The 24,119-nt window shown below is 62.5% G+C and carries 19 protein-coding genes and 1 tRNA gene; 14 read left to right on the top strand and 6 right to left on the bottom strand.

All coding sequences use genetic code 11. The annotated features are described in order from the left end of the window. The first annotated feature begins 267 nt into the window (after positions 1–267). Both AYM40_RS14525 and AYM40_RS14520 read left to right on the top strand, forming a co-directional pair. Entirely contained in the window at positions 268–1,107 is an 840-nt protein-coding gene (locus AYM40_RS14525) for a hypothetical protein (protein WP_063498025.1), read from the top strand. A gap of 148 nt (positions 1,108–1,255) precedes the next feature. Further along, entirely contained in the window at positions 1,256–1,720 is a 465-nt protein-coding gene (locus AYM40_RS14520) for a DUF2214 family protein (RefSeq protein ID WP_063496824.1), read from the top strand. A gap of 89 nt (positions 1,721–1,809) precedes the next feature. On the opposite strand, the gene AYM40_RS14515 is transcribed toward AYM40_RS14520, so the two are convergent. The 5 genes from AYM40_RS14515 to AYM40_RS14495 form a co-directional block, all read right to left on the bottom strand. Then, positions 1,810–3,687, bottom strand: a complete 1,878-nt coding sequence (locus AYM40_RS14515) for an ABC transporter ATP-binding protein (RefSeq protein WP_063498024.1) — start codon at positions 3,685–3,687, stop codon at positions 1,810–1,812. Positions 3,688–4,214: 527 nt separating this feature from the next. Beyond that, positions 4,215–4,289 (bottom strand) — tRNA-Val (locus AYM40_RS14510). A gap of 48 nt (positions 4,290–4,337) precedes the next feature. Continuing rightward, complete coding sequence (gene dnaQ / locus AYM40_RS14505; RefSeq protein ID WP_063496823.1) at positions 4,338–5,072, bottom strand: DNA polymerase III subunit epsilon; 735 nt, start codon at positions 5,070–5,072, stop codon at positions 4,338–4,340. A gap of 77 nt (positions 5,073–5,149) precedes the next feature. Further along, the gene (gene rnhA, locus AYM40_RS14500; RefSeq protein WP_063496822.1) at positions 5,150–5,596 is read right to left on the bottom strand and encodes a ribonuclease HI; all 447 of its coding nucleotides are present in this window, start codon (positions 5,594–5,596) and stop codon (positions 5,150–5,152) included. Then, positions 5,593–6,456, bottom strand: coding sequence for a class I SAM-dependent methyltransferase (locus AYM40_RS14495; RefSeq protein ID WP_063496821.1), 864 nt, complete (start codon positions 6,454–6,456; stop codon positions 5,593–5,595). Before AYM40_RS14495 ends, rnhA begins: the two co-directional genes overlap by 4 nt. Positions 6,457–6,475: 19 nt before the next feature. Between AYM40_RS14495 and gloB the strand changes: the two genes are divergently transcribed. The 7 genes from gloB to AYM40_RS14460 all read left to right on the top strand — a co-directional run bounded on the left by gloB (position 6,476) and on the right by AYM40_RS14460 (position 16,725). Next, positions 6,476–7,267: a hydroxyacylglutathione hydrolase gene (gene gloB, locus AYM40_RS14490; RefSeq protein ID WP_063496820.1), complete on the top strand. Its 792-nt coding sequence runs from the start codon at positions 6,476–6,478 to the stop codon at positions 7,265–7,267. A 156-nt stretch (positions 7,268–7,423) separates the two neighbouring features. Next, positions 7,424–9,118, top strand: coding sequence for a transglycosylase SLT domain-containing protein (locus tag AYM40_RS14485; RefSeq protein ID WP_063496819.1), 1,695 nt, complete (start codon positions 7,424–7,426; stop codon positions 9,116–9,118). A gap of 202 nt (positions 9,119–9,320) precedes the next feature. After that, positions 9,321–10,562: an MFS transporter gene (locus AYM40_RS14480; protein ID WP_063498023.1), complete on the top strand. Its 1,242-nt coding sequence runs from the start codon at positions 9,321–9,323 to the stop codon at positions 10,560–10,562. Positions 10,563–10,991: 429 nt separating this feature from the next. Beyond that, positions 10,992–12,146: a glutamine-hydrolyzing carbamoyl-phosphate synthase small subunit gene (gene carA / locus AYM40_RS14475; protein WP_063496818.1), complete on the top strand. Its 1,155-nt coding sequence runs from the start codon at positions 10,992–10,994 to the stop codon at positions 12,144–12,146. A gap of 164 nt (positions 12,147–12,310) precedes the next feature. Beyond that, positions 12,311–15,565: a carbamoyl-phosphate synthase large subunit gene (carB, locus tag AYM40_RS14470; RefSeq protein WP_063496817.1), complete on the top strand. Its 3,255-nt coding sequence runs from the start codon at positions 12,311–12,313 to the stop codon at positions 15,563–15,565. A gap of 153 nt (positions 15,566–15,718) precedes the next feature. Further along, the gene (gene greA, locus AYM40_RS14465; RefSeq protein WP_012433846.1) at positions 15,719–16,195 is read left to right on the top strand and encodes a transcription elongation factor GreA; all 477 of its coding nucleotides are present in this window, start codon (positions 15,719–15,721) and stop codon (positions 16,193–16,195) included. Between the two features lie 20 nt (positions 16,196–16,215). Then, positions 16,216–16,725 carry a DUF4149 domain-containing protein gene (locus AYM40_RS14460; protein ID WP_063498022.1) on the top strand — a complete coding sequence of 170 codons (510 nt, stop codon included), beginning with the start codon at positions 16,216–16,218 and terminating at the stop codon, positions 16,723–16,725. Positions 16,726–16,846: 121 nt separating this feature from the next. Here the strand turns inward: AYM40_RS14460 and AYM40_RS14455 are convergent, their stop codons facing one another. After that, entirely contained in the window at positions 16,847–17,377 is a 531-nt protein-coding gene (locus AYM40_RS14455; protein ID WP_063496816.1) for a YhbY family RNA-binding protein, read from the bottom strand. Between the two features lie 182 nt (positions 17,378–17,559). Here AYM40_RS14455 and AYM40_RS14450 point away from each other — a divergent pair, with 182 nt between their 5' ends. The 5 genes from AYM40_RS14450 (at position 17,560) to pstS (ending at position 24,107) form a co-directional block, all read left to right on the top strand. Then, positions 17,560–18,222, top strand: a complete 663-nt coding sequence (locus AYM40_RS14450; RefSeq protein ID WP_063496815.1) for an RlmE family RNA methyltransferase — start codon at positions 17,560–17,562, stop codon at positions 18,220–18,222. 189 nt (positions 18,223–18,411) lie between these two features. Next, entirely contained in the window at positions 18,412–20,301 is a 1,890-nt protein-coding gene (gene ftsH / locus AYM40_RS14445) for an ATP-dependent zinc metalloprotease FtsH (RefSeq protein ID WP_028199161.1), read from the top strand. Between the two features lie 83 nt (positions 20,302–20,384). After that, on the top strand, positions 20,385–21,284 hold the full coding sequence (gene folP / locus AYM40_RS14440; RefSeq protein WP_063498021.1) for a dihydropteroate synthase: 900 nt from the start codon (positions 20,385–20,387) through the stop codon (positions 21,282–21,284). Positions 21,285–21,312: 28 nt separating this feature from the next. Further along, a complete protein-coding gene (gene glmM, locus AYM40_RS14435) occupies positions 21,313–22,671 on the top strand; it encodes a phosphoglucosamine mutase (RefSeq protein ID WP_063496814.1) in 1,359 nt (452 codons plus the stop codon). A gap of 404 nt (positions 22,672–23,075) precedes the next feature. Continuing rightward, a complete protein-coding gene (gene pstS, locus AYM40_RS14430) occupies positions 23,076–24,107 on the top strand; it encodes a phosphate ABC transporter substrate-binding protein PstS (RefSeq protein WP_063496813.1) in 1,032 nt (343 codons plus the stop codon). The last annotated feature ends 12 nt before the right edge of the window (positions 24,108–24,119 follow it).

Below are 24,119 nucleotides of genomic sequence, written 5' to 3'. Positions count from 1 at the left end.
CGAGTAAAAGCAGTCAGACCGGCGTGCCGGAGCACTTTCGGCGCCCCCGGCTCGGCGCCCCCGGCAATCAGATGGTCCGGCTGCGCCCCAGCAACGCCCCGCGCGCATCCCGCCCGCGGGGCGTTGTTGCATACGCGCCGCGTTTTTGCCCGTGGGCGGCAGAAAGTGCGGTTTTGGGACCGGCAAGCATGAGCCTGCCTCGGTAATATCCCTATAATGGCCGTGCCGCAAATTTGGCTGCGGCGCCGCAGACGACAGGAGGATGCCTTGGCGAGAACGAAAGAGACGCGTGCGAACGCGGCGCCCGGCGCCGGAACGATTTTCGCGTTGCGCGCCATCGGTCTCATGCTCCTCGCTCGCTGGCTGTTTTCGATGGCGCAGATGGATCTGGGCGCGTCGCTGTCGGCGATGGTGTCCTCGCCGTGGGCGTGCATCAACCTGGTGTTCCTGTTCCTGCTGATTTTCCTGCCGGGCGCGCGCGCCGTGGCCGAGCGCCCCTTTCATCCGCTGCCGCAATGGCTGCGGCAGGCGCTGCGTCTGTTTGCGTTCCTCGGATTCCTGTTTGCGGTCTGGTCGGTCGGCGCGTTTGCGGCGAGCGCGGGTTGGCGGCGCGCCGCGCAGGCGGTGGCGGCCACCAACGGCTGGCTGTTGGCTGCGCCGGCGTTGTACGCGGCGGTCGTATGGATCTGCCGGCCGCGCGCGCTGTGGCGAACCAATATCGCCGCGCGACGCTATGCGATCGGCCGCTATGCGGTCGCGCTCGATCCGGCCACGCGCACGGTGGTCGTCTGGGCCGAGCGTCGCAAGGTGGGGCAGTACGACGCTCGCGAATTGTCCGTGCGATGGGCGGCGGCCCCAAGCGTGAACGTGCCGCCGGCCCCCGTCGTGGCGTTCGGTGTTGCCGGCGAGCCGGGTGGGCCGGCGGCGCCGCTCGGTGCGCCTGCGTTGGCTCGCGGGGGCTTCGGCCGACGTCCGAAAATCGAATTGCTGTGGGACTCGCCCGCTGCGGCGGGCCACAATCGTCAAACTGTGTTCCGCGCCGCGCTGAATACCGAAGGCGATCGGGTCGCCGCGCGTGCGCTCGACACATCGTTGCGGCAAGTCTGAATCTGTCGCTTTGTGCATTCGACCACACCACACGGGCGAAGCAGGCATCGTAAAGTGAGCGGTAGTTGATAATAAGACGTGCCACCCGGCGTTTCAGTGGGCGGGTGAGAACTACATCGATCGTATTGCGTCGTTTCCAGGAGTCGCTATGCTGGTTCGCTGGTTGCTTGCCGCCCTTCATCTGCTCGCTTATGGCTTTGCGCTCGCGTCGATTCTCCGGCGCACGTGGTCACTGCGGCGAGCCAGCGTGCCCGCTGCATTGCGATCCGTATTCCGCTCCGACACGCGGTGGGGCATTTCAGCGCTGGTGCTGATCGTCACCGGTCTGATACGCGCCTTCGGTGGTTTCGAAAAGGGCGCCGACTACTACCTCCATGAGCCGCTCTTTCACGTCAAGATGACGCTGCTCGTGCTGATACTCATCCTCGAAGTCCCGACGATGCTCGGCCTGATGCGCTGGCGCGCCAGTATCAGAAACGGCGCACCGCCTGATTTGCGAAAAGCGCGTAGGTATGCACGTTTCAGCGTGATCCAGACCGTGCTGCTGGTATTGATGGTGTTCGCGGCTACCGGCATGGCGCGCGGTGTCGGGCTGCCTGCGGGCGTGGTTTAGTCGGGCGCAGAGAGGCGCATGCGTGACGCCAGCCGAAAGCGTCTCTTGCCGGCGGCTTCTGCATGACGCCCCGCACGCTTCTCCGCAATTTACTTCTCGACCAGCAAGCTCGAATCATCGAGCCGATTCGCCTTCGCGCCGTCGGTCTTGTGCGTGACTTCCGAATCGCCCAAGCCCTTGATCAACTCTAGCGCCTGGCGTTCGAACAGTCTCCGGTACAGGCCGTTCTCGCGTCTGATCAACGCTTCGTGATTGCCTTCCTCGATGACCTTGCCCTTGTCCAGCACCAGCAGCCTGTCCAGCGCTCGCACGGTGGAAAGACGGTGCGCCACCACCAGCGTCGTGCGGCCCATCATCAGCCGCTCCATGGCGTGCTGGATCAGCACCTCGCTTTCGCTATCGAGGCTCGAGGTCGCTTCGTCCAGAATCAGGATCGGCGCGTCCGCGAGAAACGCCCGCGCAATCGCTACGCGCTGACGTTCGCCTCCCGAGAGCTTGATGCCGCGTTCGCCCACCAGCGTGTCATAACCGTGGGGCAGCCTCGCGATAAAGTCGTGCGCACTGGCGAGCCTCGCGGCGCGTTCGATCTCGGCTCGGTTCGCACCAGGCCGCGCATAGGCGATGTTCTCCGCGAGCGAGCGGTGAAACAGCACCGGCTCCTGCTGAACGATCGCGATCTGGCTGCGCAACGACGCCTGCCGCACACGGGCGATGTCCTGACCGTCGATCGTGATCCGGCCTTCCGAAATGTCGTACAGCCGCTGGATCAGCTTGATGAAGGTCGTTTTCCCGGAACCCGAATGCCCGACAAGCCCGACGCGTTCTCCCGGCGCGATGCGCACGGAGAAGTTGTCATAGAGCGGCGTGGCTTTCGCGCCGTAGTGGAAGGTGACGTGCTCGAAGCGAATTTCGCCTTTGCCGATCGCGATCGGGGCCGCGCCTGGCCGATCTTCGATGCCCAGCGGCTGACTCTCCAGCGACACCAGTTCTTCCATGTCGTTGACCGAGCGCTGCAGGTTGCGAATGTGCATGCCCACATCGCGCAGATAGCCTTGCAGCATGAAGAACATCGTCAGCGCGAACGTGATGTCGCCGACGCCCGCTTCGCCGCGCACCCACAACAGCAATGCCGCGCCGAGAATGGCGGCCTGGATTGCCACCAGCATGCCGCCTTGCACGCCGCCGTTGATCGTGCCGCGCATCCACGTGCGGCGCGTGCGATGGCGCCACTTGACGATCACACGCTCGAGCAGGACTTCTTCACGCTCTTCGGCGCCGAACGCTTTCACCACGCCATTGCAGCTGACTGCGTCGGCGAGGGCGCCGCCCATGCGCGTGTCCCATGCGTTAGCGAGGCGCGCGGCGGGCGCAACGAAGCCGAGCGACATGGCCACGGTCACTGCGATATACAACACCGAACCGATGCCGACGACTGCACCCATCATCGGCCAGCGCCAGCCGAGCAGCACCGTTGCGCCGATCAGCATGACCAGCGACGGGAACAGCGCGATCAGCAGCGTGTCGTTGAGCAGATCGAGCGCCCACATGCCGCGCGTGATCTTGCGCACCGTGGAGCCCGCGAAGCTGTTGGCGTGCCAGTCCGTCGAAAAGCGTTGCACGCGATGAAACGCGTTCGCGGCGATCTCGCTCATCATCCGAAGCGTTAGCCGGATGATGTTGAAGAACACGCCCTGGCGAAGCAGCGTGGCGCCGAGTCCGAGCACGCCCAGTACGCAGAAGGCCGTGATCGCAGCGTGCCACGCGACGGCGTCGCCGGCGGAGCCGGATGCGATAGCGTCGACGAGTCGTCCGGCGAACATCGGCGTGAGTACGTCGGCCAATGCCGAGAGCAGCACCAGCGCCGTAATGACGAAGACGCGCCAAGGCTGTTTGGCCCAGTGAAGGAAGGTGAAGCCGAGGACGTTCTTGAAGGCCTGTCCACGAAAGTCGAGTTTTTTTCTGGTCATTTGCCACGACCCGGTGGCGCGCGAGCGCACCGAGGTTCCAGTCAGAAGCGAAAGGAAAAGACAGTCAAGCGAGCCGGACTGTGTTGACAACAATGCCGGCAATGAGACTACGGACTGTCTGGGATTTGCGCGGATGGCCTGTTCAGGCAGAACCGCGTGAGCGACGACGCGACGACTTTAAGGTCGCGAGAACGGTTGTGAAACCATCCCAGGGACGGCGATATGCACTGCGAACATGTGGCGCCTCCCTGTAGTCGAATGAAGTGAAGAAAATAGACGGGGCGATCGCCCGAAAACTGACTATATCAGCAGTATTTGGCAGCCGCAATCGTACGAAAGTTCGGTGTTGACGTCGAAGCAGAACAGGGGCTTGTGGGGGAAGGGCGTGCGGGGGGGCGTGTTATCTAACGCTCGTACACGTCAGCGATCAATCCGCCATACGCACGCAAAACAGAAGCAAAAACAAAAAAAGCCCTCGACTTACGTTCGAGGGCTTTTTCTTGCGGGTCTTCGGAAACCCGCGAATCTGGTGGGTGGTACAGGGATTGAACCTGTGACCCCTGCCGTGTGAAGGCAGTGCTCTACCGCTGAGCTAACCACCCGAAGAGAGCCGAATTATGTCAGGGATTTTTTCACTCGTCTAGTACTTTTTAAGCGGTTTGCTCATCCGCGGCTGGCGAGGGATCAAGACGCCACACGCTGGTGCCTTTGACCGCTTTGTCGAGACCGTCGAGCACGGCCTGATGTTCGGCGACCTCGTCGTCGCTCGCGGCGATCACGACCAGATTCAGCGAGTCGATCGCGATGCGCGGTGCGTGCGCGTCGCCGTCACCGTGCGAATCGCCGAGCATGTCGATGACCAGGCTTTCCTGGCCGCGCGTCATCGCCAGATACACCTCGGCGAGCAGTTCCGAGTCGAGCAGTGCGCCGTGCAAGGTGCGGTGCGCGTTGCTGATGCCGAAGCGGTCGCACAGCGCGTCGAGCGAATTGCGCTTGCCTGGGAACATCTGCTTGGCGCGCGCCAAGGTATCGATGATCTCGCCGCAGCAGGTTTTCACCGGCGGCAAACCCAGCAGCGCAAATTCGGCATCGAGAAAGCCGATGTCGAACGGCGCGTTGTGAATGATCAGGTCCGCGTCCTGAATGAAGTCGCGAATCTGATCGGCAATCTCCGCGAACTTCGGTTTGTCGCTCAGGAACTCGGTGGTCAGCCCGTGAACGGCCAGTGCACCCGGATCGCTGTCGCGTTCCGGGTTGATGTAGAAATGCAGGTTGTTGCCAGTGAGCCGGCGGTTCACCATTTCGACGCAACCGAGTTCAAGGATCCGGTCGCCGGTTCGCGCATTCAGGCCGGTGGTCTCGGTATCGAGGATGAGTTGACGCATGTCGGATTAGCCTGCTCGAAAAAAATCAGCAAAAAAGAAGGGCGCGCGCGGGGGCGCCGCGGACATCACGGCACGCATCACATTGCTGCGAGTGACGCGACGCCGCGATTGGCCAGTTGATCCGCGCGTTCGTTTTCCGGGTGGCCATTGTGACCGCGCACCCAGCGCCATTCGATGTCGTGCTGCGCGACGAGCGCATCGAGCCGCTTCCAGAGATCGGCGTTCTTCACCGGCTGCTTCGCGGCGGTGATCCAGCCTTTTTTCTTCCAGCCGTGAATCCATTCGCTGATGCCTTTCTGCACGTACTGCGAATCGGTGTGCACGACGGCCTTGCAGGGGCGTTTGAGCGCCTCGAGCGCGGCGATCACGCCCATCAGTTCCATGCGGTTGTTGGTGGTGTTGGGTTCGCCGCCGAACAGTTCTTTTTCCTGGTCGCCAAAGCGCAGCAGCGCGCCCCAGCCGCCGGGGCCGGGGTTGCCCTTGCAGGCGCCGTCGGTATAAATATCGATGAGGTCGGAAGTCATTGAGTGTGGTTGCGTGTGTTCGGGGTGGCGGCGGGCGCGAGGCCCGCGGCGAGGACAGGTTTCTTCACTTTCAGCGGGCCGACGAGGCGCATGCCGCGCACGCGCTTGATCGCCTTGATCATGTAGGTGGCGCCGAAAATCGGCCACCAGCGGTCGCCGGCGGCTTCCATGAAACCATAGCGGGACAGCCATTGATCGCTGCCGAGCGGCGGACGATAGCAGCCGAAGCGCCCGCGTTCAAGGTCGAAACCCAACAGTTTGATCCAGTCTTTCAAACGCGTGAAGGCGATCAGGTCGACTGCCGCGGGCACGAACGGTCGCCCGGTCATCTTGCCGACCGATTGGCGCGCGCCCCACAGCGACAGCGAATTGAAGCCGAGAATGATCAGTTGGCCTTCGGGCATCAGCACGCGCTCGGCTTCGCGCAGCAGCCGGTGCGGGTCGCTCGTGAATTCCAGCGTATGCGGCATCACGATCAGGTCGACGCTTTGCGCTTCGAACGGCAGGTCGAGCAGGTCGCACCAGACAGCGCTACGCCCGGCCGGCGCAGGCAAACCCGCGGGCAGACCTTGCACGGCGCCACTGCCCAAACCATTCCCCACGCCATTTCCGGCACGCCCCGGCCCGCGCGGAAAAGTGTAGGGCGCGCTCGCGCCGCTCGCTGCGTCGAGCACAAGTCCGCGGCACGGCATGCGGTTTTCGCGCAAGGCGTCGAGCTGCGGCAGGCCGAGTTGCAGCGCATGGTAACCGAACACGTCGGACACCACGCGATCGAGCTGGGTCTGTTCCCACTCGAGCACGTAGCGCCCCGGCGGCGAATTGGTCCAGGCAGGCCAGTCTATAATTGCTCGATCAGTCATATCAGAGAATACGTCACCTATGAATGCGCTCGAGTACGTACCGGTCCCGGCGTTTGAAGACAATTACATCTGGGTCGTTTCCGACGGGCATCACGCGGTGGTCGTCGATCCGGGTGAGGCCGCTCCCGTACACGCCTATCTGGCGAAACGGGGTTGGCGGCTGAGCGCTATTTTACTCACGCACCATCACCAAGACCATGTCGGTGGGGTGGCCGATCTGCTGAACGGCCAGGCCGTTCCCGTGTACGGCCCCGCCGGCGAAGCGATCCAGCACCTCACGCATCGTCTCGAAAACGGTGATCACGTGACGATTGCGGCGCCCGCACTCGAATTCGATGTACTCGACGTACCCGGTCACACGAGCGGCCATATCGCCTATTTTCAGGTGGCCGACCCGCGCGGCACGCCGCACGTGTTTTGTGGCGACACGCTGTTTGCATGCGGCTGCGGCCGCTTGTTCGAAGGCACGCCCACGCAGATGCTGGCGTCGCTGGATTCGCTTGCCGCGCTCCCTGGTGCGACCGAGGTGCACTGCGCACACGAGTACACGTTGTCGAACATCCGCTTCGCGCTCGCCTGCGAGCCGGGCAACGCTGAACTGCAAGCCTGGCGTGACAAGGCGAGCGAATTGCGCGCGCGCCATGTGCCGACGTTGCCTACCACCATCGCCCACGAACGTGCCGTGAACCCATTTTTGCGCGCCGGCAATCCGGCAGTTCAAGCAAGCTTGCAAGAACAGTTGCACGAAAAAGTGCCTGATCGTTTGGCGGCATTTACGTTGATGCGCGAATGGAAAAACCGCTTCCGTTGACCCGATCGCGATCAGGGCGTTGCTCATGCGAAGAATCGAAAAAATTCGCCAAGCCCTAGATTTCCTTGATTTTTTTCGTCATTTTCCGATTGACGTAAACGTTGCCGTTTCGTACTATCGGCTCAAATTCCAGCCCTTGTGGAAGCCGAGACGTTCATGCGATTTATCTTTAGTGCGTTGTTGGTCCTGGCACTCGCCGCTTGCGCGAGTCAGGGACCGGCGACGAATAGCGCCACCACCGCAACAAACCCCGCCAGCCAGCAAGCCGTAGCCGACGCCCTCCGCAAGACAGCCACCGCCAAGGAGACGATCAACGTCGACCAGGGCTCGGTCGATCAACTGACGAGCGCAGACGCCGACCTTTGGGGTCGTATTCGCCGTGGTTTTCAAATGCCGGATCTGCAAACCGACCTCGTCGACATGCAGGTCAACTGGTATGCGCAGCGCCCGGACTACGTGCAGCGCATGACCGAGCGCTCGCAGAAATATCTGTACCACATCGTCGAAGAGCTCGAAGCGCGGCACATGCCGACCGAGCTCGCGTTGCTGCCGTTCATCGAATCGGCGTACAGCCCGCAGGCGTTGTCGGTGGCGAAGGCCGCCGGCATGTGGCAGTTCATGCCCGGCACGGGCCGCACGTACAACCTCAAGCAGAACATGTGGCAGGACGAGCGCCGCGACGTGCTGGCCTCGACCAGCGCCGCGCTCGACTATCTGTCGCGCCTGCATGACATGTTCGGCGACTGGCAGCTGGCGCTCGCCGCCTACAACTGGGGTGAGGGCAATGTGCAGCGCGCGATCGCGCGCAACGAGGCGGCGGGGCTGCCGACCGACTACCTCAGCCTGCGCATGCCGAACGAGACGCGCAACTATGTGCCCAAGCTGCAGGCGGTGAAGAACATCGTCATGAACCCGCAGATGTACGGGCTGACGCTGCCGTCGATTCCGAACCACCCGTATTTCGTCACGGTTACGACCTCGCATGACATCGACGTGGATACGGCGGCGAAACTCGCTAATCTCTCCCCGGACGAATTCCGCTCGCTGAACCCGTCGTTCAGAAAGCCGGTGATTCTCGGCGCCACCCAGCCGCAGATTCTGCTGCCGTTCGACAACGCGAGCGCGTTCGAGCGCAATCTGAAGACGTACTCCGGCTCGCTGTCGTCGTGGACCACGTACACGGTCACCGAGCGTGCTGCACCGGCGGCGATCGCGCAAAAGATCGGTGTCGACGCGGACACGCTGATGGAAGTGAACAAGATTCCGGCCGGCATGCGCCTGAAGCCGGGCTCGACGATCGTGGTGCCGCGTGGTTCGGACGACGACGAAGACATCAGCGCCGACGTCGCCGAAAGCGCGGTGCTGGCCATGGAGCCCGACGTCCCCGATACCCGCAAGATGCTGATCCGTGTGCGCCGCAATCAATCGATGGCCGCCATTGCGGTGCGTTACGGCGTGTCGATCGGCCAGTTGAAGGCGTGGAATCGCACGCATCGCGATCAGGTTTCGCGTGGTCAGGTGATCGTGCTGCACGTGCCGGTTGGTAAGGCAATGCCGAGCGAACCGGGTCCGGAGCGCATCGCGACTGACGTGCAGGGCGGCGGCGTCGAGAAGATCGGCACCCGCGTCGCAGACACGAAGGGCGATTCGCGCTACGATAAAAAAAGGGGCCGTGGCCATTCCGCCGTGGTGAAGGTGTCTGAGCCGGTCGGTAACGCCAGCAAGCCGACAACGTCTGGCGCCAGCAAGGTCAAGGTGACGAAGGTATCGGCTTCCACGTCCAGCAAGGCGTCGAAGGCTGCGGCAGATAGCCGCCAGAAGACCGCGGCCAACGCGAAGAAGGGAAAGTAGACCAAAAAGCGGCTCCCACGGTAGTGACCACATGCGTTGCGGGGGCAGCGCATGAATTGCGCTCCGATCACGCACCGTGTTATTCCGACGCCGTCGCCTATGGTGACGGCGTTTTTCATTCTGCAGATCAATGCAGGCGAAGTTCGCGCGCTTCATTTATCTTTCGTGCTTAGGCCAACGTCGGCCGCTCATTTCAAAGCTTATGTCGTCGACCCAGTTGCGCGTTTTTCTGCTGTTTTCCGCCGGCTACTTCGTTTCTTACGTGTTTCGTGGCGTCAATCTCGGCTTTGCGCCCTTCATTACGCACGATCTCGGCTTGTCAGCCACGGATCTCGGCTTGCTGACCAGTCTGTATTTCCTCGGCTTCGCGGGCGCGCAGATTCCGGCCGGCGTGTTGCTCGACCACTTCGGCGCGCGTCGGGTGACGGCGGTCACCTTGCTGTTTGCCGCGCTGGGCATCTGGGTGTTCGGCGCCGCGCACAGCGTCGGCATGATGATGCTTGGGCGCCTGTTGATCGGCGTTGGTGTGTCCGTGTGTCTCGGCGCCGCCTTCAAGGCGCTGGCGCAGCATTTCGCGGCGGCCCGGCTGCCGCTGATGAACGGGCTGGTCATGGCGATCGGCGGATTCGGCGGCGTGATGGTCGGCTCGCCGCTCACGTGGGTGCTGAGCTTCGCCAGTTGGCGTACGGTCTGCATCGGTCTGGGTTTGCTGACGGTGCTGGTGGCGGTAGCGCAGTGGACTCTGGTGCCGGATACGAAGGAAACCCACCATCAGGCGAGTCTCGGCGTCCAGTTCAAAGGCACTTTGCACATCCTGAGGAGCGCGGCATTCTGGAAAATCGCGTCGTTTTCGGTCCTTACGCAAGGTGTGTTCTACGCGATGCAGTCGCTGTGGGTAGGCGCCTGGTTGCGCGACGTGCAGGGCTTCGAGCCGCGTGAGGCTGCCGCGCTGGTGTCGATTCTCGGCTTCGCCATGATGGCCGGCTGCGTGGGCTTCGGCGCGGCGGCACGCAGCCTCGAACGGCGCGGCGTCTCGCTGTACGTGTTTTGCGGCATCGGCATGGCGCTGTTCGTCGTCATCCAGCTGCTGATCATGTTCAGCGCGCCGCTGCCTGCGAGCCTGCTGTGGGCGGCGTACGGAATCTTCGGCGGTACCGGGATTCTCAGTTATGCGGTCATGGCGCGGCATTTCCCGGCGCAGATGATCGGCCGGGTGAATACCACGCTGACGCTGATCATCTTTCTGCTGATTTTCGGCTTCCAGATCGGCGTCGGCGCCATACTGTCGCGCTGGCCTGCCAGTGGCGGACATTATCCGGTGGCCGCGCATCTAACCGCTTGGGGCATTCTGGTGGCGCTGCAAGTGTTGAGCGCGATCTGGTACGTTTTGCCCAGCCGCACGCGGCTTCAGCCGATGCAGGTGCGTGCCGAACAGCAGGTTTAAGGCTGCCACGCGGGCGCGCGCGGGGTGACGTCAAATTTGCCGCTCCTATCCCGATTCCGGTCCGTGCAAATTTTGTCCAGCGGCTCCCGAGCCTTGCGCAACAAGGTTTCGGCGAGTTTGGGAGCGTGCTCGGCTACGCCGTCTTCCCATCTCGGATTTGGAGGGAAGGGTGGTTTCGCGCTATAATTTCAAGGTTTGAGCTTATCAACCCGCACCCTAGCGCCTACCTCTCCCACACCGTTCATCCGCCGCGCGCTTTTGACGCCCCGCACCCCAGCCGATCCGTCCACACAATGGACCCATCGCGCCCCTTGCGACGTCACTAGCAGTACGCGAGCGAGTCTGCGCGCGCATCCTGTCGATGCGTTTCGCTGCGGCTCGCAGTCGGATAGACAGGTCGGCAACAGGGTGTTCCCCAAGGAGTCTCCCGTGTTGCCGTCATTTTCTCCCGCTCTGCTCGCGCTCGCCGACGGCACGGTCTTTCGTGGTTACTCGATCGGCGCCCCCGGGCATACGATCGGCGAAGTCGTGTTCAACACCGCTATCACCGGCTATCAGGAAATCCTGACCGACCCGAGCTACGCGCGCCAGATCGTGACCCTCACGTATCCGCATATCGGTAACGTCGGCGTGAATGCCGAAGACGTCGAAGCCACGAAAGTCCATGCCGCCGGCCTGATCATCCGCGATCTGCCGGTTCTCGCGTCGAATTTCCGCATGGAGCGCACGCTCCCGCAATACCTGAAGGACGAAGGCGTGGTCGCCATCGCCGGTCTCGACACCCGCATGCTGACGCGCGTGCTGCGCGACAAGGGTGCGCAGAACGGCGCCATTCTGGCCGGTTCGGATGACGAAGCGAAGGCAATCGAACTCGCGCGTTCGTTCCCGGGTTTGTCGGGCATGGACCTCGCGAAGGTCGTGTCGACGAAGGAAACCTACGAATGGACCCAGACCGAATGGCGTCTGGGCACCGGCTACGGCACGCAGAACGCGCCGAAGTACCGCGTGGTCGCGTTCGATTACGGCGTGAAGTACAACATCCTGCGCATGCTGGCCGAGCGCGGCTGCCACGTCACCGTGCTGCCGGCAGAAGCCTCCGCGGCCGATGCGCTGGCGCTCAACCCGGACGGCATCTTCCTGTCGAACGGCCCCGGCGATCCAGAGCCGTGCGATTACGCGATTCGCGCCACCAAAGAGCTGATCGAGCGCGGCATCCCGACCTTCGGCATCTGCCTTGGCCACCAGATCATGGGTCTCGCCGTCGGCGCTAAAACCATGAAGATGAAGACCGGCCACCACGGCGCGAATCATCCGGTGAAGGATCTGGACGACGGCCGCGTGGTCATCACGTCGCAGAACCATGGTTTTGCGGTCGATGCCGACACGCTGCCGGCCAACGCCAAGGTCACGCACATCTCGCTGTTCGACGGCACGTTGCAAGGCTTTGCGCTGACCGACAAGCCGGCGTTCTGCTTCCAGGGTCACCCGGAAGCATCGCCCGGTCCGCACGACATCGCCTATCTGTTCGACCGCTTCACCGCGTTGATGGACACGAAGAAAGCTGGCAAGACCGCAGCGGCATAAATAGCTTGTAAAGCAGCTTGTGAAGCGCCCTGGCGGCGCGCGGCTCGCAACGCGATTGGCGCACTCAGCGCGAAGCATGGCGAGCCGCACACAACAGAGCGCGCGCAACGGTGAAACGACGCGCGCCGACGGAAAGAATTCAGGAATACATTAGCGAGAGCGTTATGCCCAAGCGGACAGACATCAAGAGCATCCTCATCATCGGCGCGGGTCCGATCATCATCGGCCAGGCGTGCGAGTTCGACTACTCGGGCGCGCAGGCATGCAAGGCGCTGCGTGAGGAAGGCTACAAGGTTATTCTCGTCAACAGCAATCCGGCGACGATCATGACCGACCCGAACACGGCCGACGTCACCTACATCGAGCCGATCACGTGGGAAGTGGTGGAGCGCATCATCGCCAAGGAGCGCCCGGACGCGATCCTGCCGACGATGGGCGGCCAGACCGCGCTGAACTGCGCGCTGGATCTCCACGCGCACGGCGTGCTGGACAAGTACAAGGTCGAGCTGATCGGCGCCTCGCCGGAAGCGATCGACAAGGCGGAAGACCGTCAGAAGTTCAAAGACGCGATGACCAAGATCGGCCTCGGTTCGGCCAAGTCGGGCACCGCGCATTCGATGGAAGAAGCGCTGCAGGTGCAGGCCGATATCGCTACGCAAACGGGCAGCGGCGGGTATCCGGTCGTGATTCGTCCGTCGTTCACGCTGGGTGGTTCGGGCGGCGGCATCGCGTACAACCGCGACGAATTCGAAGAGATCTGCAAGCGCGGTCTCGACCTGTCGCCCACGCGCGAACTGCTGATCGAAGAATCGCTGCTCGGCTGGAAAGAGTACGAGATGGAAGTGGTCCGCGATAAAAAGGACAACTGCATTATCGTTTGCTCGATCGAAAACCTGGATCCGATGGGCATCCACACCGGCGACTCGATTACCGTCGCGCCGGCGCAAACGCTCACGGACAAGGAATATCAGATCCTGCGTAACGCATCGCTCGCCGTGCTGCGCGAGATCGGCGTGGACACGGGCGGTTCTAACGTGCAGTTCTCGATCAATCCGAAAGATGGCCGGATGATCGTGATCGAAATGAATCCGCGTGTATCGCGTTCGTCGGCACTGGCTTCGAAGGCTACCGGCTTTCCGATCGCGAAGGTCGCGGCAAAGCTGGCAGTCGGCTACACGCTGGACGAGTTGAAGAACGAAATCACCGGCGGCCAGACCCCGGCGTCGTTCGAACCGACGATCGACTACGTCGTCACCAAGATCCCGCGTTTCGCATTCGAGAAATTCCGCGAAGCCGATTCGCGTCTGACCACGCAAATGAAGTCGGTCGGTGAAGTGATGGCAATCGGCCGCACCTTCCAGGAATCGTTCCAGAAGGCGCTGCGTGGCCTCGAAGTGGGCGTGGATGGTCTCGACGAAAAGACCAATAACCGCGACGAGATCATCCGTGAGATCGGCGAAGCCGGTCCGGACCGCATCTGGTATGTCGGCGACGCATTCCGTGTCGGCATGACGGCCGAAGAGATCTTCGAAGAAACCTCGATCGACCCGTGGTTCCTCGCGCAGATCGAACAGATCATCCTGAAGGAAAAGGCGCTGGGCGGTCGTACGCTGGCAAGCCTGTCGAAGGAAGAACTCAAGTATCTGAAGCAAAGCGGCTTCTCGGATCGCCGCCTGGCCAAGCTGCTCGGCGCGAAGCCGGCGGAAGTGCGCCAGCGCCGTATCGAGTTGAACGTGCGCCCGGTCTACAAGCGCGTCGACACGTGCGCAGCCGAGTTCGCCACGAAAACCGCCTACATGTACTCGACCTACGAGGAAGAGTGCGAAGCGAATCCCACGAACAACAAGAAGATCATGGTGCTGGGCGGCGGCCCGAACCGGATCGGCCAGGGTATCGAGTTCGACTACTGCTGCGTGCACGCAGCGCTCGCCATGCGCGAAGACGGCTACGAAACGATCATGGTCAACTGCAACCCTGAAACCGTTTCGACCGACTACGACACGTCCGATCGTCTGTACTTCGAATCGCTGACGCTCGAAGACGTGCTCGAAATCGTCGACAAGGAAAAGCCGGTCGGCGTGATCGTGCAATACGGCGGCCAAACGCCGCTGAAACTCGCGCTCGATCTCGAAGCGAACGGTGTGCCGATCATCGGCACGTCGCCGGACATGATCGACGCCGCGGAAGACCGCGAGCGTTTCCAGAAGCTGCTGCAGGACCTCGGCCTGCGTCAACCGCCGAACCGCACCGCGCGTGCTGAAGACGAGGCGCTCAAGCTCGCCGAAGAAATCGGCTATCCGCTGGTGGTGCGTCCGTCGTACGTGCTGGGCGGCCGCGCCATGGAAATCGTCCACGAGCCGCGCGACCTCGAGCGCTACATGCGCGAGGCCGTGAAGGTCTCGAACGATTCGCCGGTGCTGCTCGACCGCTTCCTGAACGACGCGATCGAATGCGACGTGGATTGCATCTCCGATGGCGAAGCCGTGTTCATCGGCGGCGTGATGGAGCACATCGAACAGGCGGGCGTTCACTCGGGCGACTCGGCTTGCTCGCTGCCGCCGTACTCGCTGTCGAAGGAAACCATCGCCGAGCTGAAGCGCCAAACCGGCGCGATGGCGAAGGCGCTGAACGTGGTCGGCCTGATGAACGTGCAGTTCGCGATCCAGCAGGTGCCGCAGGCTGATGGCTCGAAAGAAGACGTCATCTACGTGCTGGAAGTGAATCCGCGTGCATCGCGCACGGTGCCGTACGTGTCGAAGGCGACCAGCCTGCCGCTCGCGAAGATCGCAGCGCGCGCGATGGTCGGCCAGAAACTCGCCGATCAGGGCGTGACGAAGGAAATCGATCCGCCGTACTTCAGCGTGAAGGAAGCCGTGTTCCCGTTCGTCAAGTTCCCGGCAGTCGATCCGGTGCTCGGACCGGAAATGCGTTCGACCGGTGAGGTGATGGGCGTGGGCCAGACGTTCGGCGAAGCGCTGTTCAAGTCGCAGCTTGCGGCGGGTTCGCGTCTGCCGGAGTCGGGCACGGTGCTGCTGACCGTGATGGACGCCGACAAGCCGAAGGCGGTCGAAGTCGCGCGCATGCTGCATGAACTCGGCTATCCGATCGTCGCGACCAAGGGCACGGCCGCCGCGATCGAAGCGGCCGGCGTGCCGGTCAAGGTCGTCAACAAGGTGAAGGACGGCCGTCCGCACATCGTCGACATGATCAAGAACGGCGAAATCGCGCTGGTCTTCACGACCGTCGACGAAACCCGTGCGGCGATCGCCGACTCGCGCTCGATCCGCATGAGCGCGCAGGCGAACAAGGTCACGTACTACACGACGATGTCCGGCGCACGGGCCGCGGTGGAAGGTTTGCGCTATTTGAAGGACCTGGAAGTCTATGATTTACAAGGTCTTCACGCTCGCCTAAACTAAGGCTTCGAATACCTGTCCAAGATGTAAGTGCCGCGGTTAAGCGGCGTTTCGCAGGTGCTTTGGGCACCGGGTTTCCCCCGGTGCTCTGGCCCTCGCGAAATGCACTTAACCGCGGTGATTTTTTTTACGGCTGTTTTTTGCATAGAGTTGTTTATGAGCACTGTTCCATTGACGAAGCGCGGCGCGGAAATGTTGCGCGATGAATTGCAGCGCCTGAAATCGGTTGAGCGTCCCTCGGTGATCAATTCGATCGCGGAAGCGCGTGCCCAGGGCGATCTGTCGGAGAACGCGGAATACGACGCGGCGAAGGAAAAGCAGGGCTTCATCGAAGGCCGTATTGCCGAAATCGAATCGAAGCTGGCCGGCGCGCAGGTGATCGACCCGGCGGCGGTGGAAGCGGACGGCCGCGTGGTGTTCGGCGCGACCGTCGAATTGGAAGACCTGGATTCAGGTGCGTCTGTCAAATATCAGATCGTCGGCGACGACGAAGCGGACATCGATCACGGTCTGATCTCGATCAGCTCGCCGATCGCGCGCGCATTGATCGGCAAGTCGGAAGGCGACGTTGCGTCGGTGCAGGCGCCGGGCGGCGTGCGCGAGTACGAAATCATCGCGGTTAGTTACGTTTGAAGGCGGCGCCGGTGTCCTTGATGCCGCATCGACTGTTCCGTCTGCTGACGGTGGTGTGGGTCGGTAGTTTGCTGACTATCGGCTATGCCGTCGCGCCGGTGCTCTTCACATCGCTCGACCGGATGACGGCGGGCGCCGTGGCGGCGCAGCTGTTTCGCATCGAGGGCGTGCTTGGCGCGGTGTGCGGCATTTTGCTGCTGGTTCTGGCGAACGTGCTGGTTCGTCGCGGCAGCGAAGCTTATCGTCGTTTGCGCTGGTTGATCGCGGGTATGCTGGTGTGCGTGCTGGTGGGGTACTTTGCGTTGCAGCCGTTCATGAATGCAATGCGGATTGCCGCGCTGGAAGCGGGCAGCGATGTCGGGCATTCGGCTTATGCGGCACGCTTCGGCATCCTGCACGGCGTGTCGAGTTTATTTTACCTGATCGAAAGCCTGCTGGGCGTGGCGCTGGTGTGGAAGCTACCGGAGAGCGTCGGCGTCTTGACAGCGGAGCAGGGCGCTCGTAGCGCTGCGGGGAAAGTAACCAGTTGAGTGGTGCGGTTACAGCTTGCTCAAGCTGGTTTGCCTGTAGAGTTGCCCTGGCAGGGCTAACCAGGCGGCCCGAGCAGTTCACATCAAGGTGCGGACACCGCCCGCACCCTCCATCATTCGCTTACTTCGACGACTGATGCGCGCGCTTCGCGCTGGTCTGGCGCTTCTTGGCGCGCTTGATGTTGCCGCCTTGCGTGACGCGTTCATTGCCGCGCACCACGACCGCTTTTGCTTTCGGCTTGCGCATCGGAATTTCGCTGGGCTTCACCACCGTGACCACGCGCGGTGCGCGGCCTTTACCCGGTTTGGCTTCGACAGCCGCTTCGCGGGCGCTCGGCAGGGCGCCGCGCTTGGCCTTCACCGCGGGTTGTGCCGCGGCTTCCGGCTTCCAGATCACCAGCAGCTTGCCGATATGCTGGATCGGCGCAGCGTTCAGCGTGTCGCAGATCTGTTCGTAGATGGCGATGCGCTCTTCGCGTTCGTCGCCGAACACGCGGATTTTGATCAGTTGATGTGCGCCAAGGTGGACCTTGATCTCCGACAGCACAGCGTCGGTCAAGCCTTCGGCGCCGACGAGCACGACCGGTTTGAGCGCATGTGCCTGGGAGCGCAATTCGGCGCGTTGATCGGAAGAGACTTTAAGGGCTGGCATGGAAAGTGGGAGACTCGACTAAAATGGCGGCACCTGCATTTCCGAGAGATTCGGCCAATAGCGCAGGGCGGCGCGTCAGAACAACAGAATCGCGGATGACTGCCAGTTTTGGCGGTGGCCGCGCGAATTAACCGCGTATTATCCCCTAAAGCGCCACATTTCGCAGCAAGAGTTCACCTTTAATGGCAAAAAACAAGTTCAACACGGCGTGGTTGCATGATCACATCAACGACCCGTACGTCAAAATGGCGCAGCGGGAGGGCTATCGCGCCCGCGCAGCCTACAAGCTGAAGGAAATCGACGAGCAGGACAAGCTGATCCGGCCAGGCCAGGTGATCGTCGACCTCGGCTCGGTGCCGGGCAGCTGGAGCCAGTACGCCCGCAACAAGCTCGCCAAGGGGTCGCAGCGCGACGCCGAGCGTGAGGGCGGCATCGACGGCACGATCATCGCGCTGGACATACTGCCGATGGAGCCGATCGCCGACGTCCATTTCATTCAGGGCGACTTCCGCGAAGACTCGGTTCTCCACCAATTGGAAGAATTGGTCGGGGAGCGCCAGGTTGATCTTGTAATTTCGGATATGGCGCCCAACCTGTCGGGAGTGGCGGTGGCGGATGCCGCGCGAATCGAGCATCTGTGCGATATCGCGATGGAATTCGCGCAAAACCACCTGAAGCCGGATGGCGCCCTTTTAGTCAAATGTTTTCATGGCAGCGGTTATAGCCAGATTGTCGAAAAGTTCAAGCGCCAGTTCAAGGTGGTGGCGGCCCGCAAGCCGAAAGCCTCGCGGGACAAGTCGTCAGAAACATTTATTTTGGGTAAGCATCTCAAGCGGCCCGCATAGGCGCGCTGCAGGAAGGTCCCGCATCTGCCGATAAGGTGCCCATGGCGCCGGAAATTGGCGCTCCGATGGTCCGCTACGCTATTTCTGTGGTAGTGAAACCTTATGGCAGGGGTCTGCGGACTGGATTAGAATGCTTTCGTGGTGCCGCAAGGCAAATGTAGGCGCCCGTCTAAGTGAAGGAGTGGTGCTTTGAACAACAATATGTTTTCGAAGGCAGCAGTGTGGCTGGTTATCGCACTGGTGCTGTTTACGGTGTTCAAGCAGTTCGACAAGCCCCGTGTCCAGGAAGGCGTTTCCTATTCGCAGTTCATGGACGACGCGAAGAACGGCAAAGTCAAGAACGTCATTGTCCAGGGGCGGAACCTCACGGTCACTCCAGCAGACGGCCAGAAGTACCAGATCGTGTCGCCCGGCGACATCTGGATGGTCGGCGATCTGATGAAGTATGGCGTTCAGGTGAGCGGCAAGGCTGATGACGAACCGAATGCGCTGGTGTCCGCGCTGTACTACCTCGGACCGACGATCCTGATCATCGGCTTCTGGTTCTACATGATGCGACAGATGCAGGGGGGCGGGAAAGGCGGTGCGTTCTCGTTCGGTAAATCCCGTGCGCGTCTGATCGACGAAAACAACAACGCAATCAATTTCACCGACGTCGCCGGTTGCGACGAAGCCAAGGAAGAAGTCTCCGAACTGGTCGACTTCCTGCGCGATCCGCAGAAGTTCCAGAAGCTGGGAGGGCGCATTCCGCGTGGCGTGCTGCTGGTCGGGCCGCCGGGAACCGGTAAGACGTTGCTCGCGCGCGCTATCGCCGGTGAAGCGAAGGTGCCGTTCTTCAGCATCTCGGGTTCGGACTTCGTCGAAATGTTCGTCGGTGTCGGTGCGGCGCGTGTGCGCGACATGTTCGAGCAGGCCAAGAAGCATGCACCGTGTATCGTGTTCATCGACGAAATCGACGCGGTTGGCCGTCATCGCGGCGCCGGCATGGGCGGCGGTAACGACGAACGCGAACAGACCTTGAACCAGATGCTGGTCGAGATGGACGGCTTCGAAGCGAACTCGGGTGTGATCGTGATCGCTGCCACGAACCGTTCGGACGTGCTGGACAAGGCGCTGCTGCGTCCGGGCCGTTTCGACCGTCAGGTGTACGTGGGTCTGCCGGACATCCGCGGTCGCGAGCACATCATGAAGGTCCACCTGCGCAAGGTGCCGATTTCGAACGACGTCGACGCAGCGGTGATCGCGCGCGGCACGCCGGGCTTCTCGGGCGCCGATCTGGCGAACCTGGTCAACGAAGCAGCGCTGTTCGCGGCTCGCCGTGGCAAGCGCATCGTCGAAATGACCGACTTCGAAGACGCGAAGGACAAGATCTTCATGGGTCCGGAGCGCAAGTCGGCCGTGATTCGCGAAGAATCGAAGCGTGCTACGGCGTATCACGAGTCGGGTCACGCGGTTATCGCCAAGCTGTTGCCGAAGGCCGATCCGGTGCACAAGGTCACGATCATCCCGCGCGGCCGTGCGCTGGGCGTCACGTGGCAGTTGCCGGAGCATGACAACGAAACGTATTCGAAAGACTACCTGCTGGACCGCCTCGCGATCCTGTTCGGTGGCCGCGTCGCGGAAGAGTTGTTCCTGAACCTGATCAGCACCGGCGCATCGGACGACTTCAACAAGGCAACGGCTACGGCCCGCGCCATGGTGGCTCGCTTCGGTATGACGGACGCACTCGGGCCGATGGTCTACGTCGACGACGAAAACGACGCAACGCCGTTTGGCCGTGGTTTCACGCGCACCATTTCGGAAGCGACGCAGCAGAAGGTCGACGCGGAAATCCGCCGCGTGCTGGACGAGCAGTACAATCTCGCCAAGCGCCTGTTGGATGAAAACCGCGACAAGGTCGAAGCGATGACCGCCGCACTGATGGAGTGGGAAACGATCGACGCCGATCAGATCAACGACATCATGGCAGGCCGTCCGCCGCGTTCGCCGAAGAGTTCGCCGCCGTCAGCGAGCGACGCCTCATCGGGCGGCAGCCCGGGCACCGAGGTCAAGCCAGGCAGCGCGACCGCGCCGGCCTGATAGGCGACCAGTAGAAAGTGCGGGCCGGTGTGTTTCACACCGGCCCGTTTTGCATTTATCCGTTTTATGTGATTGACCACTACGTGTCGAAAGTCGAATTTCCTTCTCTCCCCATCCCCGAACCGCTGCAATGCGGCCGCTTCAAGCTGACCTTTGAACGCCCGTTGGTCATGGGCATCCTGAACGTCACCCCCGATTCTTTTTCGGACGGCGGCAAGTACGCGATGCGCGGCGATGCGCTGCGCCAGGCCGAACTGATGCTGCTCGACGGCGCGGACATCATCGACATCGGTGGCGAGTCGACCCGCCCGGGAGCGCCGCCCGTGCCGCTCGACGAAGAACTGGAACGGGTGATCCCGCTGATCGAACAACTGCGCGGCGCGAATGTGCCGCTGTCGATCGATACGTACAAGCCGGAAGTGATGCGCCGGGCGCTGGCCGCGGGTGCCGACCTGATCAACGATATCTGGGGCTTCCGGATGCCCGGTGCGGTTGACGCGGTGCGCGACAGCGAATGCGGTTTGTGCGTGATGCATATGTTCGGAGAGCCGCAGACCATGCAACTTCGTGAGCCGGACTATCAAGACGTGGTGGGCGAGGTTCGGCAGTTTCTCGAAGAACGGGTGGCGGCGCTGCAGCAGGCGGGCATTGCCCGTGCGCGGATCAGCGTGGATCCGGGCTTTGGCTTTGGCAAGGCGGTGGTCGAAGACAATTACGCGCTGCTCGCGCACCTGCCGGACACGGCGCCGCGGGCCGAGCCGCCGTACCCCATTCTCGCCGGCATGTCGCGCAAGTCGATGGTCGGCGCGGTCGTCGGACGCCCGGCGCCGGAGCGCGTCGCGGGCAGCATCGCCGCAGCGGTGTGTGCCGCCGAGCGTGGTGCGGCAATTCTGCGCGTGCACGATGTCGCGCAAACTGTAGATGCATTGAAAGTATGGGCGGCCATGCGCGACGCGGCGAACCACGGCCGCGCGCGTGGCTGAACCCAAAAGCGAAGGAGGAACATAAAAGATGGCACGTCGTTATTTCGGAACGGACGGGATTCGGGGCAAGGTTGGCGAAGGGCCTATTACGCCTGAGTTTGTATTGCGGCTCGGCTACGCTGCCGGCAAAGTGCTCGCGGGCGCGGACCGCTGGGCGAGGTCGGGCGCACGGCCCACCGTGCTGATCGGTAAAGACACGCGGGTGTCGGGCTACATGCTCGAGGCCGCGCTCGAAGCGGGTTTTTCCGCGGCCGGCGTCGACGTCATGCTGGCCGGGCCGATGCCGACCCCTGGCATTGCCTATCTGACGCGCGCGCTGCGGCTCGCCGCGGGCGTCGTGATCAGCGCGTCGCACAACCCGTACTACGACAACGGCATCAAATTCTTCTCCGCCGACGGCAACAAGCTGCCCGACGAAGTGGAATCGCAGATCGAAGAGCAACTTGATCTGCCGCTCGCATGCGCGGCCTCCGAGCAACTCGGCAAGGCACGGCGCCTTGACGACGCAGCCGGACGTTACATCGAATTTTGCAAGAGCACCTTTCCGGCAGCGTTCGACTTACGCGGGCTGAAGCTGGTGGTCGACTGCGCCCACGGTGCCGCGTACGACGTCGCGCCGCACGTGTTCCATGAACTCGGTGCCGACGTGATTCCGATCGGCGTCGCGCCGAACGGTTTCAACATTAATGACGGCGTCGGCGCGACCGCGCCGGACGCGCTGGTGCGCGCAGTGCGCGCGAACCATGCGGACCTCGGCATCGCACTCGACGGCGACGCCGACCGGCTGCAGGTCGTGGACGCGGCAGGCCGCCTGTATAACGGCGACGAGTTGCTGTACGTGCTGGTCAAGGACCGGATGGCGACCGACGGCAAAGTCGAAGGCGCAGTCGGCACCTTGATGACCAACATGGCGGTCGAAGTCGCGCTGCAGGAAGCCGGCGTGAAGTTCGTCCGCGCGGCGGTGGGCGACCGTTACGTGCTCGAGCAGTTGCGCGACCACGGCTGGCAACTGGGCGCAGAAGGCTCCGGCCATATTCTCTCTCTTGACCGCCATTCGACCGGCGACGGCATCGTGTCGGCCCTGCTGGTGCTGGCCGCGATGAAGCGCAGCGACAAAACGCTCGCCGAACTGCTCCACGGCGTCACGCTGTTCCCGCAGAAGCTGATCAACGTGCGGATGCAGCCCGGCGCGGACTGGAAGGGCAGCGACGCGATCCGCCGCGCCATCAGCAAGGCTGAGGAAGCGCTGAACGGCCGCGGCCGCGTGCTGATTCGCGCCTCGGGCACAGAGCCCGTTCTACGGGTGATGGTGGAGGCGGAAAATGTCGACGACGCGGTTCACCATGCCGAAACGATCTCCGAGGCGGTGAAGCAGGCTACTGCCTAGGCTGCACATGCCTATGGCGGTACGAGGCGGCTCTGAATAGGCCGTCCCGTACCGCCATCCTGCCGTTCCCTGCGCGGCGCCGCACCCGCACCCGCACCCGCACCCGCACCCGCACCCGCACCCCACCCGCACCCGCACCCGCACCCGCACCCGCACCCGCACCCGCACCCGCACCCGCACCCGCACCCGCAAGCAAACGTTCGCGCCCCATCTTTTTCGTCTAATCTGCAGTTCGACGCCTGCAACTCCGTTAAACCGGCAATTCGTCCGCTCGGGCGCCTTTCATATCAGTAATCAAACTGTCACATCCGTTTCACGGTTAGTCACGTTACTGTCACAAAGAGACCCTAAGCTTCGCGGTGTTCATGTTATTCGCTAACACCGCTCACACCCTTGGAGGTCTCATGAAATTGATGCAAACCGTGTTCGCTGGCGTCGCTGGCGCGCTTTTCGCGATCGCCGCGCAAGCCGCAGACATCACCGGCGCGGGCAGCACCTTCGCAGCGCCGATCTACACGAAGTGGGCTGACGCCTACCAGAAGTCGGGCGGCGGCAAGGTCAACTACCAGGGTATTGGCTCGTCGGGTGGCGTGAAGCAGATCGTCGCGAAGACCGTCGACTTCGCCGGTTCGGACGCTCCGCTGAAGGACGAGGAACTCGCCAAGGAAGGCCTGTTCCAGTTCCCGACGGTAGTCGGCGGCGTGGTGCCGGTCATCAACGTGCCGGGCGTGAAGGCGGCTGAACTGACGCTGTCGGGCGAAGTGCTCGGCGACATCTATTTGGGCAAAATCAAGAAGTGGAACGATCCGGCGATCGTTGCGCTGAACCCGAAGATCAAGCTGCCGGATACCGACATCGCCGTGGTTCGCCGCGCCGACGGTTCGGGCACCAGCTTCATCTGGACGAACTACCTGTCGAAGGTCAACGCTGACTGGAAGTCGAAGGTTGGCGAAGGCTCGACGGTCAGCTGGCCGACGGGTACGGGCGGCAAGGGCAACGACGGCGTCGCCGCCTTCGTGCAACGTCTGCCGGGCGCAATCGGCTACGTCGAATGGGCGTACGCGAAGCAGAACCACATGACGTACGTCGCGCTGAAGAATTCGTCGGGTGCAGTGGTCGAGCCGAAGACTGACACGTTCAAGGCAGCGGCAGCGGGCGCGGACTGGTCGAAGTCGTTCTACCAGATCCTTACGAACGAGCCGGGCAAGAACGCATGGCCGATCGTCGGCGCAACGTTCGTGCTGCTGCACACGACGCAGGACAAGGCGCCGCAAGGTACCGAAACGCTGAAGTTCTTCGACTGGGCGTTCAAGAACGGCACGCAAGCCGCGAACGATCTGGACTACATCTCGCTGCCGGATTCGGTTGTGTCGGAAATCCGTACGCAGTGGAAGTCGAAGGTGAAGGACGCTGCGGGCAAGCCGATCGCTGAATAAGCGACGTAACAG

The organism is Paraburkholderia phytofirmans OLGA172 (genome assembly GCF_001634365.1).
Classification (GTDB): Bacteria; Pseudomonadota; Gammaproteobacteria; order Burkholderiales; family Burkholderiaceae; genus Paraburkholderia.
This window is presented reverse-complemented; position numbering and strand designations above follow the sequence as displayed.

What these genes read in the sequence shown, in the direction of transcription:
- AYM40_RS14460 (WP_063498022.1), top strand. Translation starts at nt 16,216, where the DNA reads ATGCCGCATCGACTGTTCCGTCTGCTGACGGTGGTGTGGGTCGGTAGT.
- pstS (WP_063496813.1), top strand. Translation starts at nt 23,076, where the DNA reads ATGAAATTGATGCAAACCGTGTTCGCTGGCGTCGCTGGCGCGCTTTTC.
- AYM40_RS14455 (WP_063496816.1), bottom strand. Translation starts at nt 17,377, where the DNA reads ATGCCAGCCCTTAAAGTCTCTTCCGATCAACGCGCCGAATTGCGCTCC.
- glmM (WP_063496814.1), top strand. Translation starts at nt 21,313, where the DNA reads ATGGCACGTCGTTATTTCGGAACGGACGGGATTCGGGGCAAGGTTGGC.
- rnhA (WP_063496822.1), bottom strand. Translation starts at nt 5,596, where the DNA reads ATGACTTCCGACCTCATCGATATTTATACCGACGGCGCCTGCAAGGGC.
- gloB (WP_063496820.1), top strand. Translation starts at nt 6,476, where the DNA reads ATGAATGCGCTCGAGTACGTACCGGTCCCGGCGTTTGAAGACAATTAC.
- AYM40_RS14480 (WP_063498023.1), top strand. Translation starts at nt 9,321, where the DNA reads ATGTCGTCGACCCAGTTGCGCGTTTTTCTGCTGTTTTCCGCCGGCTAC.
- AYM40_RS14520 (WP_063496824.1), top strand. Translation starts at nt 1,256, where the DNA reads ATGCTGGTTCGCTGGTTGCTTGCCGCCCTTCATCTGCTCGCTTATGGC.
- greA (WP_012433846.1), top strand. Translation starts at nt 15,719, where the DNA reads ATGAGCACTGTTCCATTGACGAAGCGCGGCGCGGAAATGTTGCGCGAT.
- AYM40_RS14495 (WP_063496821.1), bottom strand. Translation starts at nt 6,456, where the DNA reads ATGACTGATCGAGCAATTATAGACTGGCCTGCCTGGACCAATTCGCCG.
- carB (WP_063496817.1), top strand. Translation starts at nt 12,311, where the DNA reads ATGCCCAAGCGGACAGACATCAAGAGCATCCTCATCATCGGCGCGGGT.
- AYM40_RS14485 (WP_063496819.1), top strand. Translation starts at nt 7,424, where the DNA reads ATGCGATTTATCTTTAGTGCGTTGTTGGTCCTGGCACTCGCCGCTTGC.
- dnaQ (WP_063496823.1), bottom strand. Translation starts at nt 5,072, where the DNA reads ATGCGTCAACTCATCCTCGATACCGAGACCACCGGCCTGAATGCGCGA.
- AYM40_RS14450 (WP_063496815.1), top strand. Translation starts at nt 17,560, where the DNA reads ATGGCAAAAAACAAGTTCAACACGGCGTGGTTGCATGATCACATCAAC.
- AYM40_RS14515 (WP_063498024.1), bottom strand. Translation starts at nt 3,687, where the DNA reads ATGACCAGAAAAAAACTCGACTTTCGTGGACAGGCCTTCAAGAACGTC.